Genomic DNA, 14,859 nt, shown 5'->3' on the forward strand with positions numbered 1-14,859 from the left:
CTCGAAAAGAGTCCTAAAATACTGGAGTCTTTTTTCAATGTGCTTCATGGCGTGTTCACAACTATTCCCAGAGGCGATTTTTACATGCATGGCCGGGTGATTGAACGTTTCAGCCTTGAAATAGTAGGGGACAGCGGTGAAATACATTTTTATATACAATGTCCTGATTTTGACCGAGGAATGGTGGAAGCCGCTCTTTATGCCCAGTATCCTGACATTCAGATTGTGGAGGTGGATGATTATGCAAAGAGAGTGCCGCTTATTCTTCCTAATAAAAAGTGGGAAGTTTGGGGAGCGGATGCAAAATTGGCTGGTCCCGAACCAATGCCAATCAAAACTTATGATAAATTCCAAGAAGATGTTACCGGAAAAATGATTGATCCGCTAGCTTCTGTTCTTGAAATTCTTTCCCAGCTCGGACCCAACCAAAAAGTTTGGTGGCAGCTTTTAATTACGCCTGAGCCTGAAGGATGGGAGCATGAAGAGGGATTAAGAATGATTAATGAGCTAACAAAAAGAGCCAATAAATCCGGCGGAATTTTAGAAAGATTATGGACGGATACCACCGATATTTTCGGTAATTTAATTAAAGCTCTATCCGGCCCGGTTGAGTTTAAGGCAGCAGAAGAAAAGAAAGATGAAGCTCCCCTTGAATTTCGCTTAACGCCTGGAGAAAAGGAGAAACTCAAGGCCCTTGAGGAAAATATGACCAAGAATATTTTCTTAACAAAGATGAGATTTGTTTACCTTGGCAAAAGAGAAAACTACGATAAGCCGGGAGTAGTGGGAGGATTTTGGGGATCTATGAAACAATTTTCCGACCAATATTCGAACGGGATTAAGATTCAAGATGAAACGAAGACTTATGCTTGGTATTTTATGATAAAGTCAAGGCTTCGTTACAGGCAAAGGAAATTAATCAAACGATACATTGACCGCGATCCAACCGGTAATAATTGTTATCTAAGCACTTCAGAACTTGCTACGATATTTCATATGCCCGATATGTCTGTGATGACCCCATCGCTTCGCAGAGTAGAAGCTAAGCTTGGAGGCGCCCCAGCTAATTTACCAGTTAAGTAAATCACTAAACATTCACTAAACTTATCACGAAAAATCCCTAAATTTGAGATTGTTTCGTGAGATAAAAATATGAAATATTTTTATCGGGTTCGTGAATATTCGAGATGCTATGCCAGATGAAATAAATTTTTTTGCTAAAACCAATTTCCGCAATCAAGAAAGGGTATTTGGTATAAAAACCGACGACCGGCGCCGTCATATGTATGTTATTGGAAAAACCGGTATGGGAAAAACAAATCTCCTAGAAACAATGGCTATTCAAGACATACAAAGCGGGAGAGGCGTAGCTTTTATTGATCCTCACGGAGATACGGCCGAAAAGTTGATCAAAGCCATTCCTTCAAACAGAATTAATGACGTCATCTATTTCAATCCGGCTGATCAGGATTTTCCAATTGCTTTTAATGTGATGGAAAATATCGATCCAAAGCAAAGGCATCTCATTGCTTCGGGACTAATCGGAGTTTTCAAAAAGATTTGGGCAGATTCTTGGGGGCCGCGTTTGGAATATATCCTTCGAAATGCAATTCTGGCTCTTTTGGAATATCCCGGGTCAACTCTTTTGGGTGTGACTAGAATTTTAGTTGATAAAAATTATCTCAAAAAAATCGTGGAAAAAATTACCGATCCAGTTGTTCGGTCTTTTTGGGTGGATGAATTTCCAAAGTGGAATGACAGAGTTCTTCAGGAAGTAATCTCTCCAATTCAAAATAAAGTCGGGCAGTTTCTTTCCAGTTCCTTGATTCGAAATATTGTCGGCCAGACAAAGTCATCTTTTGATGTCAGAGATATTATGGACAATCGAAAGATACTAATTATGAACTTGTCAAAAGGAAGGATTGGTGAGGATAATAGCGCTCTCATTGGCGCAATGATGATAACCAAAATCCAGCTTGCCGCGATGGGCAGAGTTGATATTCCCGAGGAAGAAAGAAATGATTTTTACCTTTATGTTGATGAGTTTCAAAATTTTGCTACGGAATCTTTTGCTAATATACTTTCTGAAGCTAGAAAATACCGCCTAAATCTGATCTTAGCCAACCAATATATTACCCAGATTGATGAAATAGTTCGCGATGCAATTTTTGGAAATGCCGGAACGCTCATTTCATTTAGAGTGGGCGCAGCTGACGCCGAACTCTTAGAAAAAGAATTTGAACCTATTTTCATGATGAATGACGTAGTCAATCTTCCGAAATACAAAATATATCTCAAACTAATGATAGACGGTATCGCAGGCAATGCTTTTTCAGCTAAGACGCTTGCGCCGATTGATATTGATCCGACCAAAGGCAATGAAGATAAAGTTATTAAAGTTTCAAGGGAACGGTATGCTACTAGCGCTGAAGAAGTGGAAGACAAAATAAAGCGCTGGAGCGGAATGCTTGTCGAAGAAAAAGCCAGGGAAGCAGTTAGAGTTGCTCGATCAGCAGAATGCATTGTTGTCCAGCCTAAAAAGTCTCAGGTTTTCGCACCTATTAAAAATATTGCGCCACTGGAGATAAAACAGAATATCATAAAAGAAGAAACAACAACTCCTGTTAAAAGTTTATCAGAAAATGAGCCTGCTCCGGATGTAAAGATTTTATATGACGCGATTTGTGATACTTGCGGAGAAAAAATACAGGTTCCTTTCAAGCCGGACGCACAAAGGCCGACATTCTGCAAGGATTGTTTTAAGGATTATCAAAGAGCAATAGCTAGAGCTAAAAATCGAGAATCAATCTGCCTGCCAGCGAGGCGAGGAAGCATGAATCATAAGGATGTTCAGATTTCGAGTAAAAATAATCAATCAACGAATGAAAACAATAGTCCTGAAAAAATAAAGAGCATCGAAAGAAAAGCTTTTGTTTCAGAGGAAAATCCAATAGTTCTTTCCCAGCTTCAATACGTTGCTCCAAAAAATTTCAAACAAAACCACAAAAAAACAACAGTCAATCTTCGGGAACTGAGGGAACTTATTAAAAAAAGTAAAGGTGACTAATAGCAAGAATAATAAAAGAGTGATCGTCGCTATGTCCGGAGGAGTTGATTCTTCTGTTGCAGCGCTTTTGCTAAAAAATAAAGGGTACGACGTTCGAGGAATATTTCTTGATTTTTTTGGCAATGAAAATAGCGTAAAAGAAGTTAGAGAAATATCGCAAAAAATCGGGATTTCACTTGAAATAGTCGATGCCTCTAAAGATTTCAAGAAAAAAGTAGTAGATTATTTTTTAGAAGAACTTGAAAGCGGGAACACTCCGAATCCTTGCGTGGTTTGCAATAAGGAAATAAAGTTTAGGGTTTTATTTGAAAAAATGTTTGAACTAAAGGCAGATTATGTTGCTACTGGACACTATGCTCGTATTAAAAGAATCACGAATTATGAATCACGAATTATGAATTTTATTTTATTTGAGGCAAAAGACAAAAATAAAGACCAGAGTTATTTTCTCTATCGCTTAAATCAAAAAGAATTATCAAAAATTTTGTTTCCCCTGGGCAATTACACAAAACCGGAAGTAAGAAAAATGGCTAAAAAATTTGGTTTACCGGTTTATGACAAAAAAGAATCACAGGATATTTGCTTCATTTCGGAAAAAGGCTATGAAAAATTTTTGAAGAAAATGTTAAAGCTCAGAAAAGGGAAAATCTGCGATTTGGAGGATAATATTCTGGGAACTCATGCGGGATTACCATTCTATACTATTGGTCAGAGAAAAGGCATAAAGATAGGCGGCAGGGGACCTTTTTATGTGACTAGGAAAGATTTTTCGAAAAATAGGCTGATTGTGGGCGAAGAAAAAGATCTTTTTAGCCAAAAAATGAAGCTTAAAAATATAAATTGGATAGGTAAAACTCCAAAATTTCCCGCCAAAACTTTAGTTAGGACGCGCTATCGAAATTCCCTGGTTAATGCTATAATAAGCAAAGATAACAATGTGGTGTTTGAAAATCCGCAAAGGGCAATCGCTCCTGGACAATCCGCCGTGTTTTATTCCGGAAAAGGAGAAGTTTTGGGCGGAGGGGTAATCGGATAATTTTCAATGATCAATGATCAATTTACAATCAAATCGCAATGAATAAATTTTCAAACATTGAAAATTGTAAATTGAAAATTGTAAATTCTCAATGGATAATTCAATTCAAAATTCGGCTACAGATGGATCCAATAGCCATGCTCAAAGGCAGCGCATCCAGTATGCTCTCTCTATTGCTGATTCTGATTTGAGAAAATTAGAGAGAGACAAGGAGGTTGAAGAAATGGAACTCAAGAGATTGGAAAAACAATTAGCCCTTCTCAATGTCAATATTTCCGAAAGAAAACAAAAAATAAAAAAGATTGAAAATGACAAGATGATGATGGAAAATGATATTAAAAGCCTTAAGAAGAAACTGAATGTTATTATTTAATAATTTAATTTCAATAAAAAAATGAAAGATGAAAGCAGGGTATTAAGTGAAATTGAAAGAATACGTTCTTCTGCGGGGGTAGATAGAGATGGAATATACGGAATAACTAAAAAAGTAAAAGGCGGACAAATTAAAAGCTGTAGCCAATTAATAAGCGAGCTCAGAAATATCGAAAGAATATCCAGCAGATACAAGGAATATGAACTCCAAGGAATTTTTGAAAGTATTTGTTAAGATTGACACTTCTGGCTTTAAATGATAGGATTGTCGGGTATTTATAATTCATAATTTACTAAAATATGCTAGCAATTATCAAGACTGGCGGGAAACAATATCTGGTCAAAAAAGGGACTAAGGTTAAAATTGAGAAAATAGAGGGAGAAGTGGGCGATTCTTTTGAATTTCCGGAAGTTCTCTTTGTCGGCAATGAAAAAGAAGCAAAAATCGGCGCTCCTTTCATTAAAGGCGCTAAGATCGAAGGAAAGATTTTGAAGCAAGACAGAGCAAAAAAAGTTACAGGAATCAAGCATCATGCCAAAAAAAGGTACAAAGTGAAATTCGGACACAGGCAGCCATTCACCGAAGTAGAAATTACTAAAATTGGATAGAGGATAGTAAAAAAGGGCGAGTCGCACAGTGTTATCTGCGACCGCCCTTTCTCTTTCTTTAGATGCCATATTGTAACTCCTCGAAAATCTCACTTTCCTCCACAATAGTCCATACTTCACAATGAATGCAATCCGCAGTTACCTCGAACTTTTTTGGATTCTGCGGACATTGAGAAATGTACACTTCTTCACCTTCATGAAGAGCTGACATTCCAATTGATCTTACCCTGTGTCCCTCGTGCCCAAAGAAAACACCATTGAAATCCTTGTCCAGAACAACTTTAATATTAATCATGACTTTCCTCCTTCATTTATTTTAACTCTCTACGATTGTTAATCGCAGAAGTTAATGTGCTTTCATCAATATACTCAATATCGCCGCCGGTTGTCAAACCTCGAGCCAATTGGGTAATTTTTATTTCCAATGGTTGAATTTTTCGTTTTAAATATAAAGCCGTCGCATCGCCTTCAGTGGTTGGGTTGGTAGCAATAATCACTTCTTCTATTTTTTCATTTTCTATTCTTTTCAAGAGTTCTGGTATTTTTAACTCATTTTCATTGTTGTTTTGAAAAATAGTTCCTCCCAGGACAAAGTATAATCCCTGATAGGCGCTGGTTTTTTCGAGAGATATTATATCCAACGGTTCTTCAACCACGCAAATCTGTTTCTGATTTCTCTTGGCGCCTCTGCAAATTTCACAAAGTTCTTCCTCGGCGATATTAAAACATTTCTGGCAGGTTTTCATGTGCTGGATATTTTCCAGATTCTCGGAAAATTCCTGAATTTTTTCCTTGTTTTGTTTGAATAAATATAAAACCAGTCGTTCGGCCATTTTTGGTCCAACGGAGGGAAGGCTTGAAAAATTATCAATAAGTTTTTTGAATCCTTTAGGGTACATAGTTTATAAGAAGTTTAAGTTCATTGTCATTCTGAGCGCCGCGCGAAGAATCTCAGAATTTATTATTGCGCGCTATATTTTGTTAGGGATCCTTCGTCGCGGCGACTCAGGATGACAAAACGTAAAGTTTAATTACTCCGTATGTACTCTCTCCAGCGATTTAAACGTTGTCGAAGTTTCTTCAAAATAAAGGCTCATTCTGCCAACCGGTCCGTTTCTATGCTTGGCAATATGAACTTCAACAATATTTTTGTTTGGAGTATCCGGTTTTTCGCGATCTTCCCGATACAAAAATAATACCACATCCGCATCCTGTTCAATGGATCCTGATTCACGAAGATCAGAAAGTTTTGGAATTTGCGGGGAACGGGATTCAACTGCACGGGAAAGCTGAGAAAGTGCCAGCACCGGAATATTGATTTCTCTCGCTAAATTTTTAAGGGCTCTGGAAATTTCGGAAATTTCCTGGACGCGATTTTCTTTTCCCCGTCCTTCCATAAGCTGCAAATAATCGATAATGATTAGTCCCAGATGATGCTCCGCTTGGAGGCGGCGCGCCATTGTTCTCATTTCCATTATATTAGCCGAAGCGGAATCATCGATGAAAATTGGAGCTTCGGAAAGTACGCCCATTGCTTCTCCAATCCTTTGAAAATCGTTATTTTCACCCTCGCTGCGAAGTTTTCCGGTTCGAAGACGCCAGAGATCAACCTGCGATTCAGCAGCGATCATACGATCAACAAGCTGGTCGGCTGACATTTCAAGGGAAAATATTCCGACTGGAACTTTTTCCCGAATTCCAATGTGCCTGGCAATATCAAGCGCCAGCGTTGTTTTCCCGATTGAAGGACGGGCAGCCAAAATGATCAGATCGGATTTTTGAAGTCCGGCCAAAATATTGTCCATATCCGGATATCCAGTCGGAACTCCTCGAAACTTGCTATTGTCTTTGTGAAGTTCGTCAATCCTATTAAAAGCTGACTCCAAAATATTTTTAATCGGAATGAAATCCTGCTTAATGTATTTCTGAGAAACTTTAAACAGTTTTTGTTCGGCTTCATCCAAAATTTTCTCCACATCTTCACCCTCCTTGTATCCCAGTTCCAAGATATCGCTGGCGGCTTTAATCAGCCTTCGCAACGTTGCTTTCTTTTGAACCACTTTAGCATAATGGACAACATTAGCCGCTGAAGGAACAGCATTTACAAGGGATGCTAAATAGGTTGAACCTCCGATTTGTTCCAATTTGTTTATTTCTTCCAGTTTATTGGAGATGCTAAGAACATCAATAGGCTCCCGTTCTTCATAGAGAGCCAGCATTTTTTCGTAAATCAAATTATGGTCATCTTTGTAGAAATCACCAACTTTAATAATATCAGCAATCTTAATAATAGCATCTTTGTCCAACATCAAAGACCCGAGAACCGACTGTTCGGCTTCAATATTGTGCGGCGGAATCTTCAGATTTTTGACGTCATTATCGTTTGCCATAGTTATTTTAAGTATAGCTAACGCATTCAACAAAAGCAATTTAAAAATAGCACTTTTTATGCAGAGCTTATAAACACCTTGACGCGTTATGCCTATTGTTGCGGAAAATAAAAAAATAAATTCTATTTCCTCTTTATTTTATACCCATCTAACGCATCTTCGACAATATATCCTTTTCCCTCAATCAGCTTTCTAATCCTGTCGGATTCGGCAAAGTCTTTGATTTTCTTGGTATTGTCTCGCTCCAAAGCGAGTTTTTTAATCTCTTCAGGTATTTCAGCCTCTTCTTTTGAAATATTTAATCCAAAAACTTTATTCATTTTTCCCCAAAATCCTAAAATCTCTTTTTTATTGCTCGGATTTAATTTATTTGTTTCAGTTATAAGCTCATACAAAATCGAAAGGGCAACTGGCATGTTCAGATCATCATTCATCGCCTCTTCAAATTTTTCCTGGTATTTTTCAATTTCTATCTCAGAACCGTTTCCGGCTTCTGGGTTTTTAAGATTATTTACAAAATCGGAAATTCGCTGAAAATTTGCACTAACTTGCCGGAGAGAATCCTCGGTAAAATTGGTCACACTTCGATAATGTGAGCTTAAAATCCAAAGTCTTACCGTCATCGCGCTATATTTCTTAACTGCATCCTTGATAGTAGTAAAATTTCCTAAAGACTTGCTCATTTTTTTGCCATCCACCATCACCATATTCCACAGAAACCAGTAATTGGCCATTTTCTTGCCAAGATAACTCTCACTTTGAGCAATTTCATTCTCATTATGAGGAAAAGCGTTTTCGTTTCCTCCGCCATGAATATCAAAAGTATCCTGTCCCAAGAGATCAGCGGACATAACTGAACATTCAATATGCCAGCCGGGATATCCCACGCTCCACGGACTTTCCCATTTCAAAATATGTTCATCCGATGCTTTTATCCAAAGGGCAAAATCAAGAGGATTTTTCTTTTCCGGATTGATTTCCACGCGCGCTCCTGAAATTAAATCCTCTTTTTTCTTTCCGGAAAGTTTTCCATAATCCGGAAATTTGTCCACTGAAAAATATACCGAACCGTTTACCTCGTAGGCAAAACCTTTTTTAATCAGTTCTTCATTGAATTTAATAATTTGCGCGATGTATCTGGTCGGACGAGGATTAAAATGCGCCGGCTTGATATTGAGAGATTTGAAATCTTGTTCGGATAATCCAATATATTTTTCCGCAATGGCGATTGGATCAATTTTTTCCGCTTTAGCTCTCCTTTCGATTGGGTCTTCTCCTTCTTCGGAATTATTAACTAAGTGTCCGACATCCGTATAATTCATGATATGCCGGACTTCAAATCCGGAATATTCCAAGTATCGGCGAAGCACATCAACTGAAACATAACCCCGGGCGTGTCCCAGATGGCAAGCATCATAAACCGTCGGACCGCAAATATACATCGAAACCTTACCAGCGTGTATTGGCTCAAAAGGTTCTTTCTGTTTTGTTAGCGAGTTGTATAAATTGAGCATAAAAAAGAATTATGAACTGTGAATTATGAATCAAGAATCAAGAATTGCATAATTCATTATTCATAATTCGTGATTCTTTGTCAATTACAGCCACTTTTTGCTTTTAAATAGCGTGATGGTAAAAATTCCAATTACAGACATTATTGCCATATGAATCCAGAAACCATAGGGATTGTTTCCAAAGGGAATGCTGGCACTCATAGCCAAGATGTTTGAATAAACCGTTAGAGGCAAAAGGACTGCTGAAAAAATCGTCAAAATTTTCATCGTCATATCCAGCTTGTTGGAAAGCAGCGAATTGTTTGTTTCTTCCAGAGATTCTACTATTTCCTTGCTATTTTCCAGAATATTCCAAAGACGAATGTTGGTTCCCATTAAATCCTGAAAATATGGAAACAAATCTTTCGAAATCAAATCACAGTTTTTTCGCATAATCGATTCAAGGATTGAACGCTGAGGCTTGAGTGTTCTTCTGAAATTTAAAATATCCCTTTTGACAACGGAAATTTCCATCACCATTTCTTTTTCGTTGCCCTTAAAAATTTCCTCCTCGACAGTATTAAGTTTTTCCATAATGTGGTCAGCTTTAGGAAAACAGGATTCAAAAAGTATTTCCAGGAGGTGATACATCAAATGCGCCGGAGTTTTCCCCATATAGAGCCTTCGTTTTCCTTCACTGCCTTCTAGCTGATCAAAAAATTCAGTGAGCTGATAGATTTCCTTTAGGTGTCCGGTTATCAGATGATCTTTAGTAAGAACAATATCCAATTCTCCCGGATATGTTGTTCTGGTGATTACGTCGAAAAGGGGAATGTGGACTGTAAGAAAAAGACAATTGCCATATTCGGTCGCTTTGGGGCGCATTGTCGGAGTCAAGAACTCTTCAATTGCCAAAGGATGAATATCGAAATTTTCCTGAAGATAGAGAATATCATCAGCCGAAGGGTCGTCAAAATCAATCCAGGTTATTTTTTTAAAGGTTACCTCCTTCATGCTATTTTTGTTTTTTGTATTTAGCTTTTATAAATTTATTATATACTATTATTTTCATTTGACAAAATCAGGTTTTCGATAAATCATAAGGGTATGTTAAAAAAGTTCATTTTAATTTTGATAAGGGCATACCAGAAAACATTATCCTTGGATCATGGCTTTCTTTCCTATGTTTATTCGGAAAGGCTTTGCCGTTTTCATCCTACTTGCTCGGAATATGCCTATCAGGCGATTGCAAAGTATGGCGCAATCAGAGGAAGTTGGATGGGACTCCGGCGAATAATTCGCTGCCATCCATGGAATGACGGAGGATACGATCCGGTGAAATAGTTCTTTCTATGTCAAAAATATGGGGGATAACATGAAAAAGCAAAAACAGACTACGAAAATCAAGCGTTATCCATACATTGAAGTGGCCAACAGGAATAAGCCAGAAGCTTTATCCGAGTGCCCTTATCCAATCTTAGGAGAAGTGTCTGAAGCATCTTGCGAAGTATGTCCAGTAAAAAGGCCGGTGAATGCAATATGGATCTTGTTAAAGAAGACGAAGTTGTGATATACAGAAAAGAACCGACGAGAAGTAACCTGCAGTAAAAATATAAACAAGGGAGATGTCAAAAAAAAGGGGGTAAGAAAAATGGAAGACGAGAAAGAAAGGGAGAGAGAGAAGAATTCTGAAGAAGTAAGACGCGAAGAAAAGGGGAAAATTCTTCTGTTGGCTCTTGCAGGAGGAATTCCCGCAACGCGAGAGGTTAATCCTCCTGGCCATTGGGAGTATTGCAAAAACAATGCGACATAGAAGAGTAAGGGATTTGTCCGGAAACCGCTTCCGAACAAATCCCGTTTTTTATTTTCAAATAAAATGTTATAATAAAAAAGTAATTATTTAAATTTAATTATGAAAAAGAAAATCATCATCATAGCTTCCGTTGTGTTAATTTTTATCGTTGCCTCCCTTACGGTATTGTCCGGGCTGAAAAAATCTTTAAATACAGCAAGCTATGAAATGTCTGATAGTTTGCTAGCGAGATCAGGAAGCGGAGTTCAATCAGCTAACCCACTGGGAACTTCCGTAAATTCACCTGTTTCCAAGAGCAGTAGCATGACAGAAATGCCTTCAGCGCAAGATGCCATATCCTATACCGAACAAACAACAGACAAAAAAATCATCAAAACAGGAAATCTGGGACTTAAGGTTTCTAGTGTTGATGACTGCGCAAAATCAATAGCGGATATTGCTAAAGCCAACAACGGAGATGTTTTTTCTTCAAATATCCGCCAGAGTTCATCTAAAATTAAATCCGGAATAATAGCAGTTAAGGTTCCGGTTGATAAATTTGAAAATACCATTTCTGAAATAAAAAAAGTGGCGGTTCTTGTTCTGAATGAATCCACTTCCGGAAGCGATGTTACCGAGCAATACGTCGATCTTCAGGCGCAAATTAAAAACAAAAAAGCGGAAGAAGCTTCTTTTGTGAAAATACTTGAATCAGCCCAAAAAATAGACGACGTGCTGGCAATAACCAGAGAGCTTTCCAGAACCAGGGGAGAAATAGAAAGAGTAGAAGGAAGAATAAGATATATGGATTCGCAGACCGATATGTCAACGATAACAGCAACCCTCTCGGAAGATCCAGAAATCACATTTACCGATACTTGGAGGCCGTTCCAGGTAATGAAAGATACTATCAATGGCTTGCTTAAGGATTTTCAGAAATTTATTACCTTCCTTATAGTTTTAATAATACGCGTTGTTCCCGTATTCATCCTTTACGGCATTATTGTTTTTGTCGCTTACAAAATCGGAGAGAAGATATATAAGAAAATAAAAAGCAAAAAAGAAGAAACTGAAATAAAATAACTTAAAAAAATTAGTTAACTATTAATTATAAAAAATAAATGAAAAAAATTGCAATTGCCGTTTTTGCCATCGGAGCTGTCATATTGGTTTCCGGATGCGCAAAAAAAGGAGCAGAAAATAATAATCTGAGCAGCGCAAAGAAGGAAACTGCGCAAACAGAGGAAACAAGCGGAGGAGTAATTAATTCCATTAAAGATGCCATCGGTCTCGGAAAGAAAATGGAATGTTCCTACACTTACAAAGTAGGCGATGAATCCTTTACTACCAAAACATTTGTCGAGGGAAAGAAGTATAAAGGAGAAAGCGAAGTAATGGGAAAGAAACAATTGATGGTTTTCGACGGGGAAACAATGTACACTTGGTCCGAAGATACCAAAACAGGAAGCAAATGGAATCAACTCTGTATGGAAGAATTAAATAAAGATAACAAACCAGCAGAAGATTCAAGTATTCCAAAAGCGACAGAAGAAGATGTCAAAGATGCCTCTGAAGCCTTCAAAGATGCAATGGATGTGAAATGCACGCCGGTGGCTTCCATAGATTTTTCTGTTCCGTCTGATATCACTTTTTCCGATATGTGCGAACAGCTCAAAAAAATGCAGGATATGACCAAAAATTTGCCGAAGGGAACAGAGCTTCCAGCGGGAGTAAGCGCTCCAAAAGGAATCAATCCGGAAGATTTAAAATTATAACTAAACATACATCCATACATCTTTTAGAAACCGTTCTTAACCGAGCGGTTTTTGTATTTGAAATATTGACAATAAAATTTTGTAGTATAAAATATAAATTAGCACTCGGACTTGACGACTGCTAATCGCTACGCTATAATGCAAATAGTTGCGAATTGAAACGAATGTGTCCAAATAATTAGTAGAAACATTTTATTAGCATTAATTCGTTTTCATTTGTGACCATTAGCGTAATATGAACAATAGACAGCAGAAAATACTAACATCAGTTATCGAGGAATATACCAATTCGGCTATTCCTGTTTCGAGTGAAATTCTAGCCAAAAAATATCAGGTTAAAGCCAGCTCGGCGACTATTAGAAATGATATGACCAAGCTGGAAAAGGACGGGTTTCTCTATCAGCCTCATATCAGCGCCGGAAGAATTCCGACTGATGAAGGCTATCGCTATTTCGTGGAAGAAATAATGAAAGACCGGGAACTTTCGATGGGTGAACAAAAAAAACTCCAGACCGAACTTTTGAAACTTAAAGCCAAAAATACTCGTCTCGAAAGAACCGTTGTAAAACTGCTTTCCGGATTCAGCGGGGCGCTGGCCTTGAGCGGAGCGAACAAGAAAGAAGAATTTTTTGAATCAGGAATCAAAAGCCTGATGAGCCAGCCGGAATTCAAGAACATAGACGAAATTTGCAAATTAGCGGAAGTTTTGGATGTGGTGGATGAAAAATTTGAGAATATTGCCAAAGACCTTAAGGAAAATGAAACGAAAATATACATCGGCAAAGAAAATCCGATCGATGGAATTTCCAATTGCTCAATGGTCGTTTCCTCTTACAAATTGAAAGGCGGAGAAAAAGGAATTCTGGCACTCATCGGTCCCAAAAGGATGAAGTATGCCAAAAACAAATCACTGATTGAATATATGAAGAAGCTTTTGAGTTCGTCGACTGTATTAATAATAGTGGCGGGAAGTGTTCATATAATAATTTCGTAACATAATAGATTGTCATTCCTGTGAAAGCAGGAATCTACACAAGCGATAATCACAAGTTTAGTGTATAAACATTAGACTAGTGTAATTCGATAGCGTAGATTCCGGGTCAAGCCCGGAATGACATGATAAATATAATGTTTAAAAACAAAAAAGCAGAAGAAGATAAAATTCCAGAAGAACACACTATTGCAAATATTACTCAAAGAGCAGTGCTTTATGATCAAAAAACCCAAAAATTTTTAATAGCTAAATGCAGTGATTCAGACGCTGATTTTTACAAGAAATTCGGTCCATGGGAGTTTGTCGGAGGAAGAGTGAACAAGGGCGAAGAACTTCTGGATGCTTTGAAAAGAGAAGTTAAAGAAGAGGCAGGAGAGATAGAATTCGAGATAGTTGATTCCTTAGGCAATTTCTTGATGGAACTTAAATCAAGAAAAGTAATCCTACTGGCATATCTGGTAAATTATCTGGAAGGAGAAATAAAATTAGATATTGAGCATAGCGAATACAAATGGCAAACCGCCAAAGAAATACTGGAAAATAAGGAACATAAAGAATGGTTAAAATATTTTGTTAAAAAAGCTGAAGAAATAATTAGTAGCCAAAAAAATATCAACGGATGGAAGCGTTGCCAGGCGGATTTTGAGAACTACCGTAAAATGCAGGATGAATCCAGAAAACAGCTCAAAGAATTCGTTTTGGAAGACTTGACACTTCAAATTTTGCCAGTCGTGGATAATTTCGAGATGTCGCTGGAGCATGTTCCCGAAGATCAGAGCAAATCTCCTTGGCTCCAAGGAATACTGCATATCCAGCGCCAGTTGGAAACTATCCTGAAGGATAATGGGGTTTCTGAAATTGTAGTAAAAGTAGGAGATAAATTTGATCCAAATTTTCACGAAGCGATTCATCAGGAATCAGAGAACAGCAATCAAGAATCAGAAAACAAGATTAAAAAAATTATTAGTAAAGGATACAAGATTGGAGATAAAGTAATTCGAGCAGTGAAAGTAATAGTAGGATAAGTTAAAAATGTTATTTGAAATAAAAAAAAGACCCCCGAGAAAGAAACCTGGCAGGTTTCTTGGGGGGTCAAGAGGAAAAGAACAAACAAGAGCGGGAGGCTTTATGTTCTTTACGTTCGAGATGACTCTCGTTCTATGGCTTTTATCATGCTTTCCATCGGAGATTCCGTCAATGGAGAAAGGTAATGTCCACATACATATGGCGGTTTTTCCAAGATAGAGTTATCTTGGAGGATGTGTATCAATATGCCAAAAACAATTAAAGAAGAACGGTTAAGATGGGTTTTACCCATCGCCAATAAGGAG

General features: G+C 37.7%; 19 protein-coding genes. 13 read left to right on the forward strand and 6 right to left on the reverse strand.

Features of this window, described 5'->3' with window-relative positions; translation table 11 throughout:
- From WC906_03640 to rplU, 6 genes are all read left to right on the forward strand, one after another.
- On the forward strand, window positions 1–1,083 hold a 1,083-nt coding region (locus WC906_03640), incomplete at its 5' end, for a hypothetical protein (protein ID MFA5777505.1).
- Window positions 1,084–1,192: 109 nt separating this feature from the next.
- Window positions 1,193–3,067: a CxxC-x17-CxxC domain-containing protein gene (locus tag WC906_03645; GenBank protein MFA5777506.1), complete on the forward strand. Its 1,875-nt coding sequence runs from the start codon at window positions 1,193–1,195 to the stop codon at window positions 3,065–3,067.
- Window positions 3,060–4,103: a tRNA 2-thiouridine(34) synthase MnmA gene (gene mnmA, locus WC906_03650; protein ID MFA5777507.1), complete on the forward strand. Its 1,044-nt coding sequence runs from the start codon at window positions 3,060–3,062 to the stop codon at window positions 4,101–4,103. The genes WC906_03645 and mnmA overlap by 8 nt, the downstream gene beginning before the upstream one ends.
- A gap of 91 nt (window positions 4,104–4,194) precedes the next feature.
- On the forward strand, window positions 4,195–4,476 hold the full coding sequence (locus WC906_03655) for a hypothetical protein (protein MFA5777508.1): 282 nt from the start codon (window positions 4,195–4,197) through the stop codon (window positions 4,474–4,476).
- A 21-nt stretch (window positions 4,477–4,497) separates the two neighbouring features.
- On the forward strand, window positions 4,498–4,710 hold the full coding sequence (locus WC906_03660) for a hypothetical protein (GenBank protein MFA5777509.1): 213 nt from the start codon (window positions 4,498–4,500) through the stop codon (window positions 4,708–4,710).
- Between the two features lie 65 nt (window positions 4,711–4,775).
- Window positions 4,776–5,084, forward strand: coding sequence for a 50S ribosomal protein L21 (gene rplU, locus WC906_03665; protein ID MFA5777510.1), 309 nt, complete (start codon window positions 4,776–4,778; stop codon window positions 5,082–5,084).
- A gap of 58 nt (window positions 5,085–5,142) precedes the next feature.
- Here rplU and WC906_03670 read toward each other — a convergent pair whose 3' ends face one another.
- From WC906_03670 to WC906_03690, 5 genes are all read right to left on the reverse strand, one after another.
- Window positions 5,143–5,379, reverse strand: coding sequence for a hypothetical protein (locus WC906_03670; GenBank protein ID MFA5777511.1), 237 nt, complete (start codon window positions 5,377–5,379; stop codon window positions 5,143–5,145).
- A gap of 16 nt (window positions 5,380–5,395) precedes the next feature.
- Complete coding sequence (gene recR / locus WC906_03675) at window positions 5,396–5,983, reverse strand: recombination mediator RecR (protein MFA5777512.1); 588 nt, start codon at window positions 5,981–5,983, stop codon at window positions 5,396–5,398.
- Window positions 5,984–6,115: 132 nt separating this feature from the next.
- Window positions 6,116–7,474: a replicative DNA helicase gene (dnaB, locus tag WC906_03680; GenBank protein ID MFA5777513.1), complete on the reverse strand. Its 1,359-nt coding sequence runs from the start codon at window positions 7,472–7,474 to the stop codon at window positions 6,116–6,118.
- A gap of 122 nt (window positions 7,475–7,596) precedes the next feature.
- Window positions 7,597–8,988: a cysteine--tRNA ligase gene (gene cysS / locus WC906_03685; protein ID MFA5777514.1), complete on the reverse strand. Its 1,392-nt coding sequence runs from the start codon at window positions 8,986–8,988 to the stop codon at window positions 7,597–7,599.
- An 84-nt stretch (window positions 8,989–9,072) separates the two neighbouring features.
- Complete coding sequence (locus tag WC906_03690; protein MFA5777515.1) at window positions 9,073–9,981, reverse strand: magnesium transporter CorA family protein; 909 nt, start codon at window positions 9,979–9,981, stop codon at window positions 9,073–9,075.
- A gap of 93 nt (window positions 9,982–10,074) precedes the next feature.
- Here WC906_03690 and yidD point away from each other — a divergent pair, with 93 nt between their 5' ends.
- The 7 genes from yidD to grpE all read left to right on the forward strand — a co-directional run bounded on the left by yidD (window position 10,075) and on the right by grpE (window position 14,553).
- Window positions 10,075–10,311 carry a membrane protein insertion efficiency factor YidD gene (yidD, locus tag WC906_03695; GenBank protein MFA5777516.1) on the forward strand — a complete coding sequence of 79 codons (237 nt, stop codon included), beginning with the start codon at window positions 10,075–10,077 and terminating at the stop codon, window positions 10,309–10,311.
- A 31-nt stretch (window positions 10,312–10,342) separates the two neighbouring features.
- Window positions 10,343–10,537 (forward strand): hypothetical protein, encoded by a 195-nt coding sequence (locus WC906_03700; protein ID MFA5777517.1) that lies wholly within the window; start codon window positions 10,343–10,345, stop codon window positions 10,535–10,537.
- A gap of 81 nt (window positions 10,538–10,618) precedes the next feature.
- Window positions 10,619–10,780 (forward strand): hypothetical protein, encoded by a 162-nt coding sequence (locus WC906_03705; GenBank protein MFA5777518.1) that lies wholly within the window; start codon window positions 10,619–10,621, stop codon window positions 10,778–10,780.
- A 99-nt stretch (window positions 10,781–10,879) separates the two neighbouring features.
- Window positions 10,880–11,842, forward strand: coding sequence for a DUF4349 domain-containing protein (locus WC906_03710; protein MFA5777519.1), 963 nt, complete (start codon window positions 10,880–10,882; stop codon window positions 11,840–11,842).
- 38 nt (window positions 11,843–11,880) lie between these two features.
- Window positions 11,881–12,534: a hypothetical protein gene (locus WC906_03715; GenBank protein MFA5777520.1), complete on the forward strand. Its 654-nt coding sequence runs from the start codon at window positions 11,881–11,883 to the stop codon at window positions 12,532–12,534.
- Window positions 12,535–12,769: 235 nt separating this feature from the next.
- Window positions 12,770–13,528, forward strand: coding sequence for a hypothetical protein (locus WC906_03720; GenBank protein MFA5777521.1), 759 nt, complete (start codon window positions 12,770–12,772; stop codon window positions 13,526–13,528).
- Window positions 13,529–13,662: 134 nt separating this feature from the next.
- Entirely contained in the window at window positions 13,663–14,553 is an 891-nt protein-coding gene (gene grpE, locus WC906_03725; GenBank protein ID MFA5777522.1) for a nucleotide exchange factor GrpE, read from the forward strand.
- Window positions 14,554–14,663: 110 nt separating this feature from the next.
- Here grpE and WC906_03730 read toward each other — a convergent pair.
- On the reverse strand, window positions 14,664–14,859 hold a 196-nt coding region (locus tag WC906_03730; GenBank protein ID MFA5777523.1), incomplete at its 5' end, for a hypothetical protein.

The sequence above is a fragment of the Parcubacteria group bacterium genome (assembly GCA_041657845.1).
Classification (GTDB): Bacteria; Patescibacteriota; Minisyncoccia; order Moranbacterales; family JAKLHP01; genus JAKLHP01.